Below are 16,036 nucleotides of genomic sequence, written 5' to 3' on the forward strand. Positions count from 1 at the left end.
GTAATTTTCCACTTCAATCCGTTCATTCAGTCGTGGTACATCACCGAGCGACCACCATCGATGGTGATGCAGGATGCGTTGATGAACGGCGCTTCATCACTGGCCAGGAATACAGCCGTCATGGCCACTTCTTGCGGCTGGCCGATGCGCTTGGGCGGATGCAATTCCAAAGCGCGCTGACGCTCAGCGTGTGGATCGGCAAAACCGTTCCAGTAGTCGACGTTCAATTGAGTCTCGATGTAGCCCGGGGCGATGGCGTTGACCCGGATACCTTTGGGCGCGTATTCGATCCCCAGGGCGCGGGTCAGGCCGAGCAAGCCGTGCTTGGCCACCGGATAGGGAAAACAGCCCGGAATGATATGAGAAGAATGAGTGGACGCGATGTTGATGATGCTGCCGACGCCTTGCTCGATCATCTGCGGCAATACAGCCTTGCAGCCGAACCAGGCGCCATCGAGATCAATGGCGAAGCAGCGGCGCCAGTCCTCTTCGGTCATTTGCAGTGGGTCACGAAACACGTTGACCCCGGCACAGTTGACCAGCACGTCGATCCGACCGTGACGTTCTACAGCCAGTCTGGCCATGGCATGCAGATCTTGCTGTTGCGAAACGTCGGCCTTGATCGCCAGCACATCGGCCCCTTGGCCTCGCCAATACGCGGCGACTGCTTCGACTTTCCCGGCCTGGATATCGCTGATGATCAGCTTGGCCTGTTGCGACGCAAAAGACCCAACAATCGCCTCGCCGATGCCCTGGGCGGCGCCGGTCAGCAGCACTACCTTGTTTTTCAGACGCTCGCCCTTGGGCGGAGTGGGCGCCGCCGGCAAGGAAAGGGGTTCAGCCATGGATCGCTGCATCACTTCACCTGTTTTGTTTTTTTAAGTGTGAGTGCGTGTAACTGATGGAGCCGACTATAAACCCGGCTCGCAGATAATCTCAATATATATATTTGCATCCCATATTTAGGGATTTATCCCGAGAACCGAGTACACAGCTTTCCTGGCACGTCCACCCGAATCGCTAAAACTGCCCCATCCAGCGGGTGACCGAGCGGGCTCGCGGCACTGGTGATGTACAGGGTTTTCAGATCGGCATCGCCGAACACACAACTGGTCGGACGGCTGACAGGCAATTCGATTATCCGATCGACTTTGCCGTCCGGCGTCAGCCTGAGCAGGCAGCTGCCGTCCCAGCGGGCGTTCCAGATAAATCCCTCGGCATCCATCGCCGAGCCGTCCGGGCCGCCGCGTGCATGAGGGCCGAACCAGGGTTGCGCGGGCTCAAGATTGCCGTCGGTGCGGATGAAGTGCCGATACAACGTGCCGTCCAGGCTGTCGCCGAAATACACGGTGGTCGCGTCATCGCTCCACAGCAGTGTGTTGGGAATGCCTGATCCGCGCAGCAACGGCGTCACCCGCGCATCGCTATCGATACGGAACAACCCGCCCGAGCGGCGCTCGATGGGCAAGTCTTCGCCCTGTTCGCCGATGTTGTTTTGCATGGTGCCAAGCCAGAGCCGACCCTGAGCATCGCAGCGGGCTTCGTTGGCGCGGTTGCCCGGTTGCGGATCGGCAACGCACAACAGCGTCAACCGCGGCTCGAGCCCTGGGGAATCAAGATCAAGGCGGTACACGCCGCTGCTCAACGTCACCAGAGCATCACCGCTTTCACAGGGGATAAACGCAGAAACATGCTCCGGCATCTGCCAGATCTGCACATTCGCGCCGATCAGCCGCAACGCTTGCTTGCCGGCGATATCCACCCAGTACAATGCCTGGGTCGGCGCATCCCAGAAGGGGCCTTCGCCTAGCTGTGCCCGGTGTTCGGTGACCGCGGTCAACGTCATGAAACCTCCTGCATTGTTATTGTTTTTATCCGTGGTGCTTTTTGTCAGCCCGCTTTTTTATCGGCCATGACTTGCGGGTAATAGCGCTTGATCGCCAGGTCGGCGTTATCGATCAGGGTCATGCAAGCCCAGACGCCCCGCGCGGCATCCCGGGCGGCGATGGCATCGGCCATGTCTTTATGAATGGGCAAGGTGCGGCGCAGTTCGTCGGGGTCGGCAGCGGACACTTCGAAACACACCGCCAATAGCGCACCGAGGGCCGGGATCATTTGTTCAATGAATTGGTTGTGGCTGGCGGCAAGAATGCACTCATGGAATATCTGATCCGCGCGGTTGTAATCGACACCGCTTTCCACCGCCCTTTCCAGGGCGTTGTAGGCCAGCAGCACGGCTTTAACCTGCTCGGCATTCGCCCGCTCGCAAGCCCAGCGCACGGCCATGGGCTCGATGGTGCGACGCAGGTCGAGCAAGTCATCGACGAAGTTTTCCGGCAATCCGCTGCGTGACAACCAGCCTACGACTTGTGGATCGAAGAGATTCCAGCGCCGCACCGGCAACACCCGCGTGCCGACTTTCGGCCCGACTTCGAGCATGCCCTTGGCAACCAGAGTCTTGATGGCTTCGCGAATAACGGTGCGGCTGACCCCGAGCTGCTCGCCGAGATCGGCTTCGACCTTGAGCGTTTCCCCGGGTTTGATCTGCCCGGTCGCGATCCAGCAACCCAGCCAATCGACCGTCGACGCATGAAAGCTGCTGGACATGGACACCTCAAAGCCGTTCGCAATGGATGCCCACGCTAATCATCATATGATTGGTTGTCAATTTGATTTTTTGAACACACAACCCCCAATAGGAGCGAACCTGCTCGCGATGGCGATGTAACAAGCAACCAGGATGTTGAATGTCACGACCTCATCGCGAGCAGGCTCGCTCCTACAGGGTTTTGCGTCAGGGCTCGAGGCCAATGGGGAAGAACTCACCGCCACTCCAAACACCCAGCCAACGCTGCCCGTCCAGTTCACGGCTCACCGCCAGTTCCACCAATTGATAGAACACATTGCGATGGATCAGCGCTTCGAGATTGGTGCGCACATGCACATAGGGCGCGGGTTCTTGTGTGTGCGGATCAATCACCACGCGAATCGGGTGTTCAGCACCGGCTTCGGTGGTTTCGTCGACATTGGTGGTGAAGCGCAAAACCTGCTGTTCACCCTCGCCTTCCACGTCCACGGCAATCGCCACAAACGGCGCGTCATCGACTTTGATGCCGACCTTTTCAACCGGGGTAATCAGAAAGTAATCATCGCCGTCGCGGCGAATGATCGTGGAGAACAGCTTGACCATCGGCTTGCGTCCAATCGGCGTGCCCAGGTAGTACCAGGTACCGTCCCGGGCGATGCGCATATCGATATCGCCGCAGAAGTCAGGATTCCACAAGTGGACCGGTGGCAAGCCTTTGGTCTTGGGGATTTGCCCCAACAGGTCGTTGGCTTTTTGCGGGCCACTCATGGCGTTCTCCTTGAAATTACTGATCGCTGAGGCCCAACAGGCCACGAGCATATTGCTCCAGCGGCGGGCCCATCAGGTCTTCGGGTTTTTCGTCGTGGAACGTCAGCAAACCGCCACGACTCTTGATACGTGCAGTATCAATCAAATACTGGGTGCTGGTCTCGATCAACATGATTTGAATCACGCCGGTATCGACGCCAAGGCGATCCACGGCTTCCTGATCCAGCCACTCATCGGAGTTGCCGATGCGGTCATCGGATTTGGCGAATCGCGTGTAAAGCAGATAATGCGCACCCAGGGCACGGGCTTCGCTCATCGCCTGATCGAGGCCTTCCGGCACGCGCGCGCGGCGCACCATCGGAAAGTATTCGATGAAGCCGTCGAAGGCGACTTCGGCGATCACGTTTGGCCGAGGGTACACGGCACTGCCCGGCGGCACGAACGCGCCCTGAGCGATGTAGACGAACGAGTCCGGCTGAATGCGCAGGTTGTTCACGCGGCGGCTGTCGCTGTGATCCAGCAGGCCTGCATCGCTCATATGGTAGCGAGTCCCTTCGGCCATATCGCTGACGTTCATGCAGCCACCGAGCGCCAAAACGGCCAGCAGCAAAACCAGGCTACGCATCCTATCCTCCAGAGGCCGGTGACGGAAAACCGGCGAATGGCCGTGGGATGCAGATTTTGCGCCATTCCTTGCGATCACGGATATTTCCGGATTGATCATGTGGCGAGGGAGCTTGCTCCCGCTCGGCTGCGCAGCAGTCGTAAATACTGAGGAATACTGTGTATTTGATCATTTAGGGCTGCTTCGCACCCCAGCGGGAGCAAGCTCCCTCGCCACAGGGGTCAATCAGCCGCCGATAATCTTCATGACGGTAGCGCCACCTGAGAACGCCACCTCCTGCTTGTCCCCAAGAGCTTTCACCAGCAATCGCTGCAAGGCCGGCAACGCCTGATGGCGCGGCTTGTCCAGCAGATCGCCGACATAGTGGCGATTGCTCGACGACAGGCAGCCATGCAGCCATCCCGTGGAGGAAAGACGCAAGCGCGAACAAGTCCGACAGAACGGCACGCTTTCATTGGCGATCACGCCGAAATGCCCAAGCCCGGGAATCTCGTAGCGCACCGCCGTCGCATCCACCGGCGCATCGGCCTGCAAATATTCATAACGCTCGCCGATCAGACTCAGCAATTGCTGCAGGCTGACGAACTGTTGCAGAAAGCCATTGGAGTCACTGGCCAGGTGGCCCATGCGCATCAACTCGATGAAGCGCAACTCATAACCCCGCTCCAGGCAATAATCGAGCAACGGCATCACCTGATCGAGGTTCTGCCCGCGCAGCGGCACCATGTTCACCTTGATCTTCATGCCGGCCTTGCGTGCCTGATCCATGCCGTCGAGCACGGTAGCCAGGTCGCCGCCACGGGCAATGCTGCGGAAGGCGCTGGCGTCGAGGGTATCGAGGGAAACGTTGATGCGCCGAATACCTGCATCCACCAACAGCGGCAGTTTCTTCGCCAGCAACTGACCATTGGTGGTCAGGCTGATGTCTTGCAGGCCCATCTGCCCGACCGCATTCATGAAGGTTTCGAGTTTGGGGCTGACCAGCGGTTCGCCACCGGTGATGCGCAAACGCTCGATGCCGGCCGCTTCGATCAGATAGGCCACACCACGCGCCATGGCCTCTGCCGACAGTTCATCCTGCGCAGCCACCAACCGCTTGCCATTGGGCACGCAGTAGGTACAGGCGTAATTGCAGGCTGATGTCAGGCTGACTCGCAAATTGCGAAAACGCCTGCCTTGACGGTCAACGATCATGGCCACTCCGGCAAAAGGATATTCGGATTGCTAAAACTTGACTCACAAATCAAGTTTTAGCAAGTCCTATGCCTGAGTATATTCCTGCGGTACTGCCTCATGTAGCGAAATCATGGGGCAATAAGGCTGCTGAATGGCTCAGCTGCTCGGGGTGTCGGTGTCGCGCTTGCGCTTGTTGCCCATGCGCACACCGATGTCCATCAGGAACTGGAAGAACCCTTCCTGATCTTCCAGCACATTACTCCAGAACGGCGAGTGATACAGCGCTACCGCGCCGTGCACCAACGCCCAGGACGCGCAGTAATGGAAGTACGGCGGCACGTCTTCGAGCTTGCCTTCGCTGATCCGGCCCTTGATCAACAGGGTCAGGCGTTCGAAGTTCGAGGCACGGATCTTGTGCAGCTCCTCGATCATCTCCGGGACCTGGTTGCCCTTGACCACCTTTTCTTCCAGGCGATCGAACAAGCGATAACGTTGCGGATCGCGCATGCGGAATTCGAAATAGGCGCGGGACAGGGCTTCCTTGTCCTTGTCGACGTCGGCGGAATGCAGCAATTCGTTCAAATCGCGCTCGTAATCGAGCATCAGGCGCAGATAAATCTCGGCCTTGGATTTGAAGTGCTTGTAGATCGTGCCTTTGCCGATACCGACGGCATCAGCAATCATCTCGACGGTGACACTGTCTTCACCTTGTTCGAGGAACAGCTTGAGCGCGGTATCGAGAATTTCTTGCTCGCGGCGACGAAACTCACGGACCTTACGAGGTTCTTTATGCATAAGAAAAGGTCTGTAGGGGTCAAAATTCGAAGCCGCGTATTATGCCTAACTTGCGCCAAAATGCACGGATCATCCGACCATATCTGTGTTTTCTGGTCATTTTGCGCACGCCGCAAGGTTGATGAGAACTCTTCCGAAGCGCCCGTATTCCAAATTTGTTTAAAAACCCCGGTTCTCAAACTGGACTGGGCGCAATACTGATCAATACTTGAACTGTCGGCGGGACATCTCCCCCAAGTGTCACGCCGATATTGGTACCAACGGACCGCGTACCATTGTTTTACTCCTAATGGTCTTAACCCGGATTCACCCCCCAGAACCCGGGTTTTTTTTGCCTGCGATTTAACGACCAAAGCCCCGTGGGCGCGGCCCCAGGCTGCGATTTGTTTCTGGCGTTACGACGCTGCCCTGACATGCGCCAGGGGAAACAATCGCTGGAAGTTTTCGGTGGTCTGTTCAGCAAATCGCTCGTAGGACTCGCCGCGCAACATTGCCAGAAATTCCGCAACCTCTCGCACGTACTGCGGCAGGTTCGGTTTGCCGCGATGAGGAATCGGTGCCAGGTACGGCGAATCGGTTTCCACCAGCAAGCGGTCCGCCGGCACCTTGCTCGCCACATCACGTAATGCGTCCGCGTTGCGGAACGTGACTATCCCCGACAGGGAAATGTAATACCCCATGTCCAGCGCGGCTTTCGCCATGTCCCAATCTTCGGTGAAACAGTGCAGCACGCCTGCCTGAGGCAACGCCGCTTCGCGCAGCAGGTTCAAGGTGTCGGCGCGCGCACCACGGGTATGAATGATCACTGGCTTGCCAGTCTGCTTTGCCGCTTGCAGGTGCAGCCTGAACGATTGCTGCTGTAACTCGGCTGCCTCGGGCTCGTAGTGATAATCCAGACCGGTTTCCCCGATCGCCACTACGCGTGGGTGATTGAGTTCCTGCAACAGCCAGTCCAGCGCGGGTGCGGCGCCGGGCTGCACATCCAGCGGATGCACGCCGACCGAGCAGTCCACGTCGTCGTATTTCTCGGCCAGGGCTTTGACCTCGGCAGCGTTGTCGACGCTGACGCCGATACACAGAAAGTGCCCTACCCCGCGCTGACGTGCCGCATCCAGTGCGGCATCGAGGGAACCGTCGTGGGCGGCAAGGTCAAGTCGATCAAGGTGGCAATGGGAATCTACGAGCATAAAAATGGCTGCAACTTACATCGTATGAGTGGGACGGTCGGACTTCAGTGCTCCGGCCAGATGGGTTTCGATTCGACTGCGAGCGGTGTCGTCACCGTCGCCGAACTGTACGCCGACACCGGCGGCACGGTTACCCTGCGCGCCTTTGGGCGTGACCCAGGCGACCTTTCCGGCCACCGGGATTTTTTCCGGCTCATCCATAAGATGCAGCAGCATGAATACCTCATCGCCCAACTTGTAGCTCTTGTTGGTCGGGATAAACAGGCCACCGTTCTTGATGAACGGCATGTAGGCCGCGTAAAGCACGGATTTGTCCTTGATGGTGAGCGACAAAATGCCGTTGCGTGGCCCCGGGCTGACAGATTCGTTCATGCTGACCTCCACTGCTGATGCACAGAGTCTAGGCGCAGACCGTCACCTCTGGGTAGGCAAGGATGCCCATTGCACCAGCAGGGCCTCCAGCAGCAAGACCCGATTGAGGTTGGCCTTGCTCAACACCTTCTGGCGCTGGGCGAGAATCCAGTCCTGGATATTCAGGACTTTGTCTTGCGCCGATTTCTGAGCCAGGTACTGAATCACCTTGCGCATGTCGGTCAGCCCCAAGCCTTCTTCATCCTGGGTCAACTGATAGCGCAGGATCAGACTCGACCAGTCGCAGAACCAATCGAAGAGCAACAATAGCGGGATCGCATTCCAACCCTCGGCCAGTTGCGTCGGCGATTGCTGCTGCTTGAGCAATTTCTTTACCCCTTCGACCACTTGCGCACGCTGCTCGCGAACGCCCTGGGCCTGCAGGTTGACGGCGGCCAGAGGAGAGCCGGCAGCCAACGTCAGCAATTCAACCCGTTCGTCTTCCGAACAATCGGGCAAGGCCTTGGCCAGCCAGGCCTGGCTCATGGCTTCGCTTGGCAGCGGACAGGCCTGCTGCACGCAGCGACTCTTGATGGTCGGCAGCAGACGGCTGGGCTGGTGACTGACCAACAGCAGCACCGTGTCGCCTGAAGGTTCTTCAAGGCTTTTGAGCAAGGCATTGGCCGCGTTGATGTTCATCGACTCGACCGGCTCGATCAGCACCACTTTGCGTCCGCCCAACTGCGCGGTCTGCACCACGAAACTGACCAGGTCGCGAACCTGATCGACCTTGATCGCCTTGTCGGCTTCTTCCGGCTCCAGGATGTAGTTGTCCGGATGACTGCCTGCCTTGAGCAACAGGCAGGATTTGCATTCTCCACAGGCGTCCTGAGCAGTTGGACGCTGGCACAACAGGCTGGCCATCAAACGCTCGGCCAACGCCCGCTTGCCGATCCCGGCCGGGCCGTGCAACAAATAGGCATGCGCGTGCTGAGCACGACCGGCCAGTTGTTGCCACAGACTGTCCTGCCACGGATAGGCTTCAGCCACGGGTCAACTCCAGCAGACGTGGGAGCAAGGCGTCCAGAGCCAGCTGAACCTGCGCCAGCGATTGCGCGGCGTCGACCAGGACATAACGTGCCGGCTCCGCAGCTGCGCGCGTGAGGAAGGCATTGCGCACGGCATCGAAAAAGGCCCGGCCCTCCAGCTCAAAACGATCCAGACGTCCGCGTGCACTGGCGCGGGCCAGACCGACTTCCACCGGCAGATCGAAGATCAGCGTCAGGTCGGGGCGCAGATCACCCTGGACAAAGGTTTCCAGCGCGGCGATTCGCTCCAGTGACAAGCCGCGGCCACCACCCTGATAGGCATAAGTCGAATCCGTGAAACGATCACACAAGACCACCGCACCACGGGCCAGCGCCGGGCGAATCACCTCGGCCAGATGCTGGGCACGCGCTGCAAATACCAGTAGCAGTTCGGTGTCCGGATTCATCACCTCATCGACCGGGGCCAGCAGCACTTCACGAATGCGCTCGGCCAATGGTGTACCTCCCGGCTCACGGGTCAGCACGACCTCGATACCGGCTGCGCGCAGACGCTCGGCCAGGTATTCACGATTGGTGCTCTTGCCGGCGCCTTCCGGGCCTTCCAGCGTAATAAACAAGCCAGTCACAGGCGGTCCTTAGTCAGAATCATTGCGGGTTTTGCGGCGCGGCTGCATCCGGTGCGGGCGTAGGTGCAGGTTCTTGTGGCGGCACTTGCGGCAAAGCCTCGGGAGTAGTGTCGGGAGATGCAGCCGGGATCGGCGCCTGGTCCGGCTCAGCCTGAGGCTCTTCGGTTTGAGGTTCCTCAATCGCATTTTCCGGCGATTCGGGCGCAGTCACCGGTGCGGGGCTGGAACGGTAATCGGCGCGACGCTTGAGCTGATACTCTCGCACGGCATTGTTGTGGGCATCCAGGTCATCGGAAAACACATGGCTGCCATCACCGCGAGCAACGAAATAGAGGCTGCTGCCCTCCACCGGATTCAGCGCCGCGTGGATCGCTTCACGGCCAACCATGGCTATCGGAGTCGGCGGCAGGCCGGAAATCATATAGGTGTTGTAAGGCGTCGCTTCCTTCAGATGGGCGCGTGTCAGCTTGCCGTTGTATCGATCGCCCAGGCCATAAATGACCGTCGGATCAGTCTGCAACAGCATGCCCATCGCCATGCGCCGCACGAACACGCCGGCAATCTGCCCGCGCTCCTGTGGCACGCCGGTTTCCTTCTCCACCAGCGAGGCCATGATCAGGGCTTGATACGGACCGCTGTAGGGCAAATCGGAGGCACGCTGATTCCACTCCTTCGCCAACACTTCATCGAGACGGTCGTAGGCCGTCTTCAGCAGCTCGACGTCGGTCATGCCCCGCACGAAACGATAGGTGTCGGGGAAGAACCGTCCTTCCGGGAAAACCCCGGTATGACCAAGCTTGTCCATGACCTGGCTGTCGCTCAGACCGTCAAGGGTTTGCTCGATCTTTTCCTCTTTGGCCAGCGCCGCACGGACTTGATGGAAATTCCAGCCTTCGACCAGCGTCAGGCTGTATTGCACCATTTCACCGCGCTTCCACAGGTCGATCAGACCTTCGACAGTCATGCCGGGCGTCATGCGGTATTCGCCGCTGTGCAAAGGCTGCTTGGGCAGGTTGAAGCGCCAGTAAACGCGCAACCAGAACGCATCCTTGATGATGCCGTCGGCTTCCATTCGCAAAAAGGTGCGGTTCGGTGTGGTGCCTTTGGGCACCTCCAGCAATTCTTCCTGAGTAATGTTCAGCGGCTGAACCAGCGCCGAATGAATTTTCCAGGCAGAAGCACCCAACATCAGCCCCGCCAGAACCAGTCCGGTTTCCAGCAGCAGCAAGAATTTACGTCTCACGTATCAAACATCCAGTAGCGCACGGGCAATGGTTTGAAGTTTACGGGTGAGCGGCCCAACCGGCCAGCTCAGTGCGCCACAGGCATGCACTGGCCACACGCCATAAACGCTGTTGCAGACAAAGACTTCATCTGCCGATTGCAGCTGATCCAGCGTGATATCGGTGATTTGCGTGGGAATGCCCAGTGACTCGGCTTGAAACAATAATTCGGCACGCATCACCCCTTCCACGCCGCAGCGGTTCAGATCGGCGGTGATCAGCACGTCATCGCATACCATGAACAGGTTGCTGAACACTCCCTCGATGACGCGGCCAGCCCGGTCGAGCATCAAGCCCTCGGCATGGTCGCTATCTTGCCATTCGGAACGGGCGAGCACCTGTTCCAACCGATTCAAGTGTTTGAGTCCGGCAAGCAGGGGCTGATCTGAAAGGCGTGTAGTACAGGGAAACAAGCGGATGCCTTGCTCGGCATGCGCGGCTGGATACGTCGCCGGAGGATTACCCAGCAAGATGCGGCGGGCTTGAACAGAGGGGTCAAAGGCATATCCGCGCAAACTGTCACCACGGGTGATGATCAGCTTGAGAACGCCTTCGTCGAGCTTTGCAGCGTAGTTGAGCAGCTCTGTAACCATGGTGCCATGATCGAGGTTGATTGCCAGCCGCTGACACCCTCTGGTCAACCGCAATACATGGCGATCCAGCATCACCGGGAAACCATTGCGCACGGCGATGGTCTCGAACAAACCATCGCCGTAAGCCAGGCCGCGATCTTTCAGCGACAGCGTGTCAGCCGGCTGACCGTCGACCCAGCTTTCCATCAACCTGCGAACCGGCGGAACACCAGCGAGCCGTTGGTGCCGCCAAAACCGAAGGAGTTGGACAGAACCACATCGATATCCATGTTGCGCGCCGTGTGCGGTACGAAATCGAGATCGCAGCCTTCATCCGGCTCATCCAGGTTGATGGTCGGTGGTGCCACCTGGCTGTTGATCGCCAGCACGCTGAAGATCGCTTCAACCGCGCCGGCCGCACCGAGCAGGTGACCGGTCATCGACTTGGTAGAACTGACCGCCAGGTTGTAGGCGTGCTCGCCGAACACCGACTTGATCGCATTGACTTCCGCGAGGTCGCCGGCAGGAGTCGAAGTACCGTGGGCATTGATGTACTGCACTTGGTCGCCATTGATTTTGGCATCGCGCAGCGCATTGGTGATGCAGCGGGCAGCACCGGCGCCGTCGGCGGGTGGCGAGGTCATGTGGTAAGCATCGCCGCTGGTACCGAAACCGATCAGCTCGGCATAAATGGTCGCGCCACGGGCCTTGGCGTGCTCCAGTTCTTCCAGAACCAGCGCACCGGCACCGTTGGACAATACGAAGCCATCGCGGCCCTTGTCCCATGGACGGCTGGCGCGGGTCGGCTCGTCATTGCGGGTCGACAGTGCGCGGGAGGCACCAAAGCCGCCCATGCCCAGGCCGCAGGCGGCCATTTCGGCGCCACCGGCAATCATCACGTCAGCTTCGTCGTACATGATGTTGCGCGCTGCCATGCCGATGCAGTGCGTACCGGTGGTACACGCCGTGGCGATGGCATAGTTAGGCCCCTGTGCACCCAGGTGGATGGACAGGAAGCCGGAAATCATATTGATGATCGAGCCGGGTACGAAAAACGGAGAAATCCGTCGCGGGCCGGTTTCGTGCAGCGTGCGGCTGGTTTCTTCGATATTGGTCAAGCCGCCAATACCCGAACCCATGGCCACGCCGATGCGCTCGCGGTTGGCGTCGGTGACTTCCAGGCCCGCATTGCGCACTGCCTGAAAACCTGCGGCCAGACCGTACTGAATGAACAGGTCGAGCTTGCGTGCTTCCTTGAGCGACAGGTATTCCTCGACATTGAAGCCCTTTACCGAGCCGCCAAAACGGGTGGAATAGGCAGAAAGGTCGGTGTGTTCGATCAGACCAATGCCACTGCGGCCAGCCAGAATGCCCTGCCAACTGCTCGGCACATCCGTGCCCAGTGGCGACAACATACCCATACCGGTGACTACGACGCGTCTACGCGACACAGCACTCTCCTTTTTTCAAATGACGACTTTGCATCAGGCCTAAAGAAAAAACCGCACGCCATGATGGCAGTGCGGTTTTTCCATGACAGCAAGCAACGATTACAAACTATTACGCCTGATGGCTAGTAACGTAGTCGATTGCAGCTTGTACAGTAGTGATCTTCTCAGCTTCTTCGTCAGGGATTTCGGTCTCGAATTCCTCTTCCAGAGCCATCACCAGCTCAACGGTGTCAAGGGAGTCAGCACCCAGGTCTTCAACGAAGGAAGCAGTGTTGACCACTTCTTCTTCTTTAACGCCCAGTTGCTCGGCAACGATTTTCTTGACGCGCTCTTCGATGGTGCTCATACCTTGTTTTCACTCCTAATGGACAAATTCAGGCAGCTGGCCAGTGGGTAAGTGTATAGAAAGACTTTTCAGTTTTTCAACTGAAAGCTTCACTCCTCAAACCCGGTGACCCTCTGCCTATAAATAGATTGCAGCTTTATAACGGATTTTAGACAGCTCGTATGACATTTTTTTGAAGCAATCCGTCACATTTAACTCATGTACATCCCGCCGTTCACCGGGATTGTAGCCCCAGTAACGTAAGCCGCACCGTCGGAGGCAAGAAAAGCGACCACAGACGCGATCTCTTGAGCTTGTCCCAGACGACCCAGCGGAATTTGCGTCTGCAAGGCTTCACGCTGTGCCTCGGGCAGTTCGCGGGTCATATCGGTATCAATGAACCCTGGAGTCACCGAGTTTACCGTAATCGAACGCGAACCGACTTCACGCGCCAGTGCACGGCTGAAACCTTCCAGACCGGCCTTGGCGGCAGCGTAGTTTACTTGGCCTGCGTTGCCCATGGCACCCACAACCGAGCCAATACTGATAATTCGTCCCCAACGGGCTTTGGTCATACCGCGCAAAACGCCCTTGGACAGGCGGAACAGACTGTTCAGGTTGGTATCGACAACGTCATGCCACTCGTCGTCTTTCATGCGCATCATCAGGTTATCGCGGGTGATACCGGCATTGTTGACCAGAATCGCCGGCGCACCGAACTGCTCCTGAATGCTCGCCAGGACAGCCGCCACGGACTCGTCGCTGGTGACATTGAGCTCAATGCCGGTGCCCTGGATACCGTTTTCCTTCAAAGTGGCGGCAATACGCTCGGCACCCGAAGCGGTGGTCGCGGTGCCAACAACGATGGCGCCCTGACGACCCAGTTCCAGGGCGATGGCCTGGCCGATGCCACGGCTTGCACCGGTGACCAGTGCAACTTTACCTTGCAGACTCATGCAAGTTTCTCCTGATTCAGGCCAACGCTGCACGGGCGGCAGCGAAAGCGTCTGGGGTATTGAGGTTGGAAGTCGATACGCCTTCGGCGCAGCGTTTGTTCAGGCCGGCGAGCACCTTGCCAGGACCGCACTCGACCAGATTGGTCGCACCCTTGGCTGCCAGCGCCTGGACCGACTCGACCCAGCGTACAGGCTTGTAAAGCTGTTCAAGCAGATCGCGCTTGAGGGTTTCCAGATCGGCAGGCACATCGGCACTGACGTTCTGCACCAGCGGAATTTGCGGAGCCTGCCAGTCGATCGCTGCGATCGACTCGGCAAAACGCTCAGCAGCCGGACGCATCAGCTCGCAGTGCGACGGCACGCTGACCGGCAACGGCATGGCACGCTTGGCACCACGCGCCTTGCAACCTTCGATGGCACGCTCGACCGCAGCCTTGGCACCGGCGATCACCACCTGGCCAGGGGAGTTGAAGTTGACCGCGCTGACCACTTCACCTTGCGCCGCTTCGGCGCAGGCTGCCAGCACATCGGCGTCGTCCAGACCAAGGATCGCGGCCATGCCGCCCTGCCCGGCCGGAACGGCTTCCTGCATCAACTGACCACGACGCTCGACCAGCTTCACCGCGTCGCCGAGGCTCAGGCTGCCAGCGGCAACCAGTGCGCTGTATTCACCCAGGCTGTGACCGGCAACATAAGCCGGGCGCGCGCCGCCTTCTGCCAGCCACAAGCGCCACAGGGCGATCGAAGCGGTCAGGATCGCCGGTTGGGTTTTATCGGTTTGATTGAGTTGCTCTTCCGGCCCTTGCTGGGTCAGTGCCCACAGGTCGTAACCCAGAGCATCGGAGGCTTCTTTGAATGTTTCGAGGACAACCGGATGTTGCGCGCCCAACTCGGCCAGCATGCCGAGGGACTGCGAACCTTGTCCCGGAAAGACGAATGCGAGGGAAGCAGACATGTAACAAGCCCCTAATGATCTTGTCGTCGGAGAATTGACGTCCCGCCATCGGGGACGCAAGAAACTGACAGTTGGATGGCCAATTGAACTGAGCGGTCACATTTAAGCATTGTCCGACGAAAACGCCTAAAGCAACAAATCCTCCAGACGACCGTGAATGCGTTCTGGCAGATTTTCCTGAATTTCGATCAAGGCACGGGAAATAGCACTCTGAAAACCCTGCACCCCGGCGGAACCGTGGCTTTTTACGACAATACCCTGCAAGCCGAGAAAGCTCGCACCGTTATGTCGTGCCGGCGCCAGGTCAGCCTGCAGTCGCTTCATCAGCGGCAGCGCCAACGCCCCCACCATGCGCGAAGGCAGGCTTTTCTTGAACAACGCTTCGATTCGCCCGGCGATCATGGTCGCCAGCCCCTCGCTGGACTTGAGCAGGATATTGCCGACAAACCCGTCGCACACCACCACGTCCGCCTCGCCACGGTACAAGCCGTCACCTTCGACGAAGCCGATGTAGTTGATACCACGGGCACTTTGCAACAAGGTTGCAGCCAGCTTGACCTGCTGATTGCCCTTGATGTCCTCGGTGCCGATGTTCAGCAAGGCCACCCGTGGACGAACAATACCCAAGGTTTCTGCCGCGACCGAGCCCATCACTGCAAATTGCAGCAGATGTTCGGCACTGCAATCGACATTGGCCCCCAGGTCGAGCAACTGGCAGTAACCTTTCTGCGTCGGAATCGCCGCCACCATGGCCGGGCGATCGATACCCGGCAACGTCTTGAGCACAAACCGCGACAACGCCATCAACGCGCCGGTATTGCCAGCACTGACACACGCCTGAACCTTGCCGTCGCGCAATAACTCAAGCGCCACGCGCATCGACGAATCGGGCTTGCCACGCAGGGCCTGGGCAGGTTTCTCGTCCATGGTGATGACTTCGGACGCCGGAGCAATCGACAGGCGCGCGCGATCCACAGCCGAATGGCCAGCGATCAGTTCTTCAAGAAGGGAGGGTTGACCGACGAGGGTCAGGTGTAGCGAGGGTGTAGCAGACAGGCAAGCAAGGCTGGCCTGGACAATGCTGCGGGGACCGAAGTCCCCGCCCATTGCGTCAATCGCGATGACTTGAGCGGACAAGTGATTACTCGTCAGCGCCCTTGTCGATCACTTTACGGCCACGGTATACGCCTTCTGGCGATACGTGGTGACGCAGGTGAACTTCACCGGTGGTTTTTTCTACAGACAGGGTGCTAGCCTCGAGAGCGTCGTGCGAACGGCGCATGTCACGGGCAGAGCGGGATTTTTTGTTCTGCTGAACAGCCATAATTGA

The 16,036-nt window shown here is 58.7% G+C and carries 19 protein-coding genes; all 19 read right to left on the minus strand.

What is annotated here, in order from left to right; translation table 11 throughout:
- Positions 1 to 26: 26 nt before the first annotated feature.
- Positions 27 to 845, minus strand: a complete 819-nt coding sequence (locus D8U73_RS10640; RefSeq protein ID WP_056856301.1) for an SDR family oxidoreductase — start codon at positions 843 to 845, stop codon at positions 27 to 29.
- 125 nt (positions 846 to 970) lie between these two features.
- On the minus strand, positions 971 to 1,846 hold the full coding sequence (locus D8U73_RS10645) for an SMP-30/gluconolactonase/LRE family protein (RefSeq protein WP_130904424.1): 876 nt from the start codon (positions 1,844 to 1,846) through the stop codon (positions 971 to 973).
- A gap of 44 nt (positions 1,847 to 1,890) precedes the next feature.
- Positions 1,891 to 2,607 (minus strand): FadR/GntR family transcriptional regulator, encoded by a 717-nt coding sequence (locus tag D8U73_RS10650; RefSeq protein ID WP_056855923.1) that lies wholly within the window; start codon positions 2,605 to 2,607, stop codon positions 1,891 to 1,893.
- A 187-nt stretch (positions 2,608 to 2,794) separates the two neighbouring features.
- A complete protein-coding gene (locus tag D8U73_RS10655) occupies positions 2,795 to 3,355 on the minus strand; it encodes a DUF1285 domain-containing protein (protein ID WP_130904425.1) in 561 nt (186 codons plus the stop codon).
- A gap of 16 nt (positions 3,356 to 3,371) precedes the next feature.
- Entirely contained in the window at positions 3,372 to 3,980 is a 609-nt protein-coding gene (locus D8U73_RS10660) for a DUF4823 domain-containing protein (RefSeq protein ID WP_056855925.1), read from the minus strand.
- A gap of 225 nt (positions 3,981 to 4,205) precedes the next feature.
- Positions 4,206 to 5,174: a radical SAM protein gene (locus D8U73_RS10665; protein ID WP_056855926.1), complete on the minus strand. Its 969-nt coding sequence runs from the start codon at positions 5,172 to 5,174 to the stop codon at positions 4,206 to 4,208.
- Positions 5,175 to 5,312: 138 nt separating this feature from the next.
- Positions 5,313 to 5,951, minus strand: coding sequence for a TetR/AcrR family transcriptional regulator (locus tag D8U73_RS10670; protein ID WP_034149949.1), 639 nt, complete (start codon positions 5,949 to 5,951; stop codon positions 5,313 to 5,315).
- Between the two features lie 395 nt (positions 5,952 to 6,346).
- Positions 6,347 to 7,138, minus strand: coding sequence for a TatD family hydrolase (locus tag D8U73_RS10675; protein WP_130904426.1), 792 nt, complete (start codon positions 7,136 to 7,138; stop codon positions 6,347 to 6,349).
- Positions 7,139 to 7,153: 15 nt separating this feature from the next.
- On the minus strand, positions 7,154 to 7,510 hold the full coding sequence (locus tag D8U73_RS10680) for a PilZ domain-containing protein (protein ID WP_056855928.1): 357 nt from the start codon (positions 7,508 to 7,510) through the stop codon (positions 7,154 to 7,156).
- Between the two features lie 42 nt (positions 7,511 to 7,552).
- Complete coding sequence (locus D8U73_RS10685) at positions 7,553 to 8,539, minus strand: DNA polymerase III subunit delta' (RefSeq protein WP_056855929.1); 987 nt, start codon at positions 8,537 to 8,539, stop codon at positions 7,553 to 7,555.
- Entirely contained in the window at positions 8,532 to 9,164 is a 633-nt protein-coding gene (gene tmk / locus D8U73_RS10690; protein WP_056855930.1) for a dTMP kinase, read from the minus strand. The genes D8U73_RS10685 and tmk overlap by 8 nt, the downstream gene beginning before the upstream one ends.
- A 19-nt stretch (positions 9,165 to 9,183) precedes the next feature.
- Complete coding sequence (gene mltG, locus D8U73_RS10695) at positions 9,184 to 10,407, minus strand: endolytic transglycosylase MltG (protein ID WP_130904427.1); 1,224 nt, start codon at positions 10,405 to 10,407, stop codon at positions 9,184 to 9,186.
- 3 nt (positions 10,408 to 10,410) lie between these two features.
- Positions 10,411 to 11,226: an aminodeoxychorismate lyase gene (gene pabC / locus D8U73_RS10700; RefSeq protein WP_056855932.1), complete on the minus strand. Its 816-nt coding sequence runs from the start codon at positions 11,224 to 11,226 to the stop codon at positions 10,411 to 10,413.
- Positions 11,226 to 12,470, minus strand: a complete 1,245-nt coding sequence (gene fabF, locus D8U73_RS10705; RefSeq protein WP_130904428.1) for a beta-ketoacyl-ACP synthase II — start codon at positions 12,468 to 12,470, stop codon at positions 11,226 to 11,228. Before fabF ends, pabC begins: the two co-directional genes overlap by 1 nt.
- Before the next feature lie 109 nt (positions 12,471 to 12,579).
- On the minus strand, positions 12,580 to 12,816 hold the full coding sequence (gene acpP / locus D8U73_RS10710) for an acyl carrier protein (protein WP_003175607.1): 237 nt from the start codon (positions 12,814 to 12,816) through the stop codon (positions 12,580 to 12,582).
- A 191-nt stretch (positions 12,817 to 13,007) separates the two neighbouring features.
- The gene (gene fabG, locus D8U73_RS10715) at positions 13,008 to 13,751 is read right to left on the minus strand and encodes a 3-oxoacyl-ACP reductase FabG (protein WP_056855934.1); all 744 of its coding nucleotides are present in this window, start codon (positions 13,749 to 13,751) and stop codon (positions 13,008 to 13,010) included.
- 16 nt (positions 13,752 to 13,767) lie between these two features.
- Positions 13,768 to 14,706, minus strand: a complete 939-nt coding sequence (fabD, locus tag D8U73_RS10720) for an ACP S-malonyltransferase (RefSeq protein WP_056855935.1) — start codon at positions 14,704 to 14,706, stop codon at positions 13,768 to 13,770.
- Between the two features lie 126 nt (positions 14,707 to 14,832).
- Positions 14,833 to 15,843 (minus strand): phosphate acyltransferase PlsX, encoded by a 1,011-nt coding sequence (plsX, locus tag D8U73_RS10725; protein ID WP_082557643.1) that lies wholly within the window; start codon positions 15,841 to 15,843, stop codon positions 14,833 to 14,835.
- 4 nt (positions 15,844 to 15,847) lie between these two features.
- Positions 15,848 to 16,030 carry a 50S ribosomal protein L32 gene (gene rpmF / locus D8U73_RS10730; protein WP_003179396.1) on the minus strand — a complete coding sequence of 61 codons (183 nt, stop codon included), beginning with the start codon at positions 16,028 to 16,030 and terminating at the stop codon, positions 15,848 to 15,850.
- Positions 16,031 to 16,036 lie beyond the last annotated feature (6 nt).

It is taken from the genome of Pseudomonas sp. Sample_22, from assembly GCF_004307635.1.
Lineage (GTDB): Bacteria > Pseudomonadota > Gammaproteobacteria > Pseudomonadales > Pseudomonadaceae > Aquipseudomonas.

Coding starts and splice junctions, on each gene's coding strand:
- D8U73_RS10640 (WP_056856301.1), bottom strand. CDS start 845: ATGGCTGAACCCCTTTCCTTGCCGGCGGCGCCCACTCCGCCCAAGGGC.
- fabG (WP_056855934.1), bottom strand. CDS start 13,751: ATGAGTCTGCAAGGTAAAGTTGCACTGGTCACCGGTGCAAGCCGTGGC.
- D8U73_RS10665 (WP_056855926.1), bottom strand. CDS start 5,174: ATGATCGTTGACCGTCAAGGCAGGCGTTTTCGCAATTTGCGAGTCAGC.
- D8U73_RS10670 (WP_034149949.1), bottom strand. CDS start 5,951: ATGCATAAAGAACCTCGTAAGGTCCGTGAGTTTCGTCGCCGCGAGCAA.
- D8U73_RS10660 (WP_056855925.1), bottom strand. CDS start 3,980: ATGCGTAGCCTGGTTTTGCTGCTGGCCGTTTTGGCGCTCGGTGGCTGC.
- rpmF (WP_003179396.1), bottom strand. CDS start 16,030: ATGGCTGTTCAGCAGAACAAAAAATCCCGCTCTGCCCGTGACATGCGC.
- D8U73_RS10675 (WP_130904426.1), bottom strand. CDS start 7,138: ATGCTCGTAGATTCCCATTGCCACCTTGATCGACTTGACCTTGCCGCC.
- acpP (WP_003175607.1), bottom strand. CDS start 12,816: ATGAGCACCATCGAAGAGCGCGTCAAGAAAATCGTTGCCGAGCAACTG.
- pabC (WP_056855932.1), bottom strand. CDS start 11,226: ATGGAAAGCTGGGTCGACGGTCAGCCGGCTGACACGCTGTCGCTGAAA.
- D8U73_RS10655 (WP_130904425.1), bottom strand. CDS start 3,355: ATGAGTGGCCCGCAAAAAGCCAACGACCTGTTGGGGCAAATCCCCAAG.
- D8U73_RS10650 (WP_056855923.1), bottom strand. CDS start 2,607: ATGTCCAGCAGCTTTCATGCGTCGACGGTCGATTGGCTGGGTTGCTGG.
- D8U73_RS10645 (WP_130904424.1), bottom strand. CDS start 1,846: ATGACGTTGACCGCGGTCACCGAACACCGGGCACAGCTAGGCGAAGGC.
- fabD (WP_056855935.1), bottom strand. CDS start 14,706: ATGTCTGCTTCCCTCGCATTCGTCTTTCCGGGACAAGGTTCGCAGTCC.
- D8U73_RS10680 (WP_056855928.1), bottom strand. CDS start 7,510: ATGAACGAATCTGTCAGCCCGGGGCCACGCAACGGCATTTTGTCGCTC.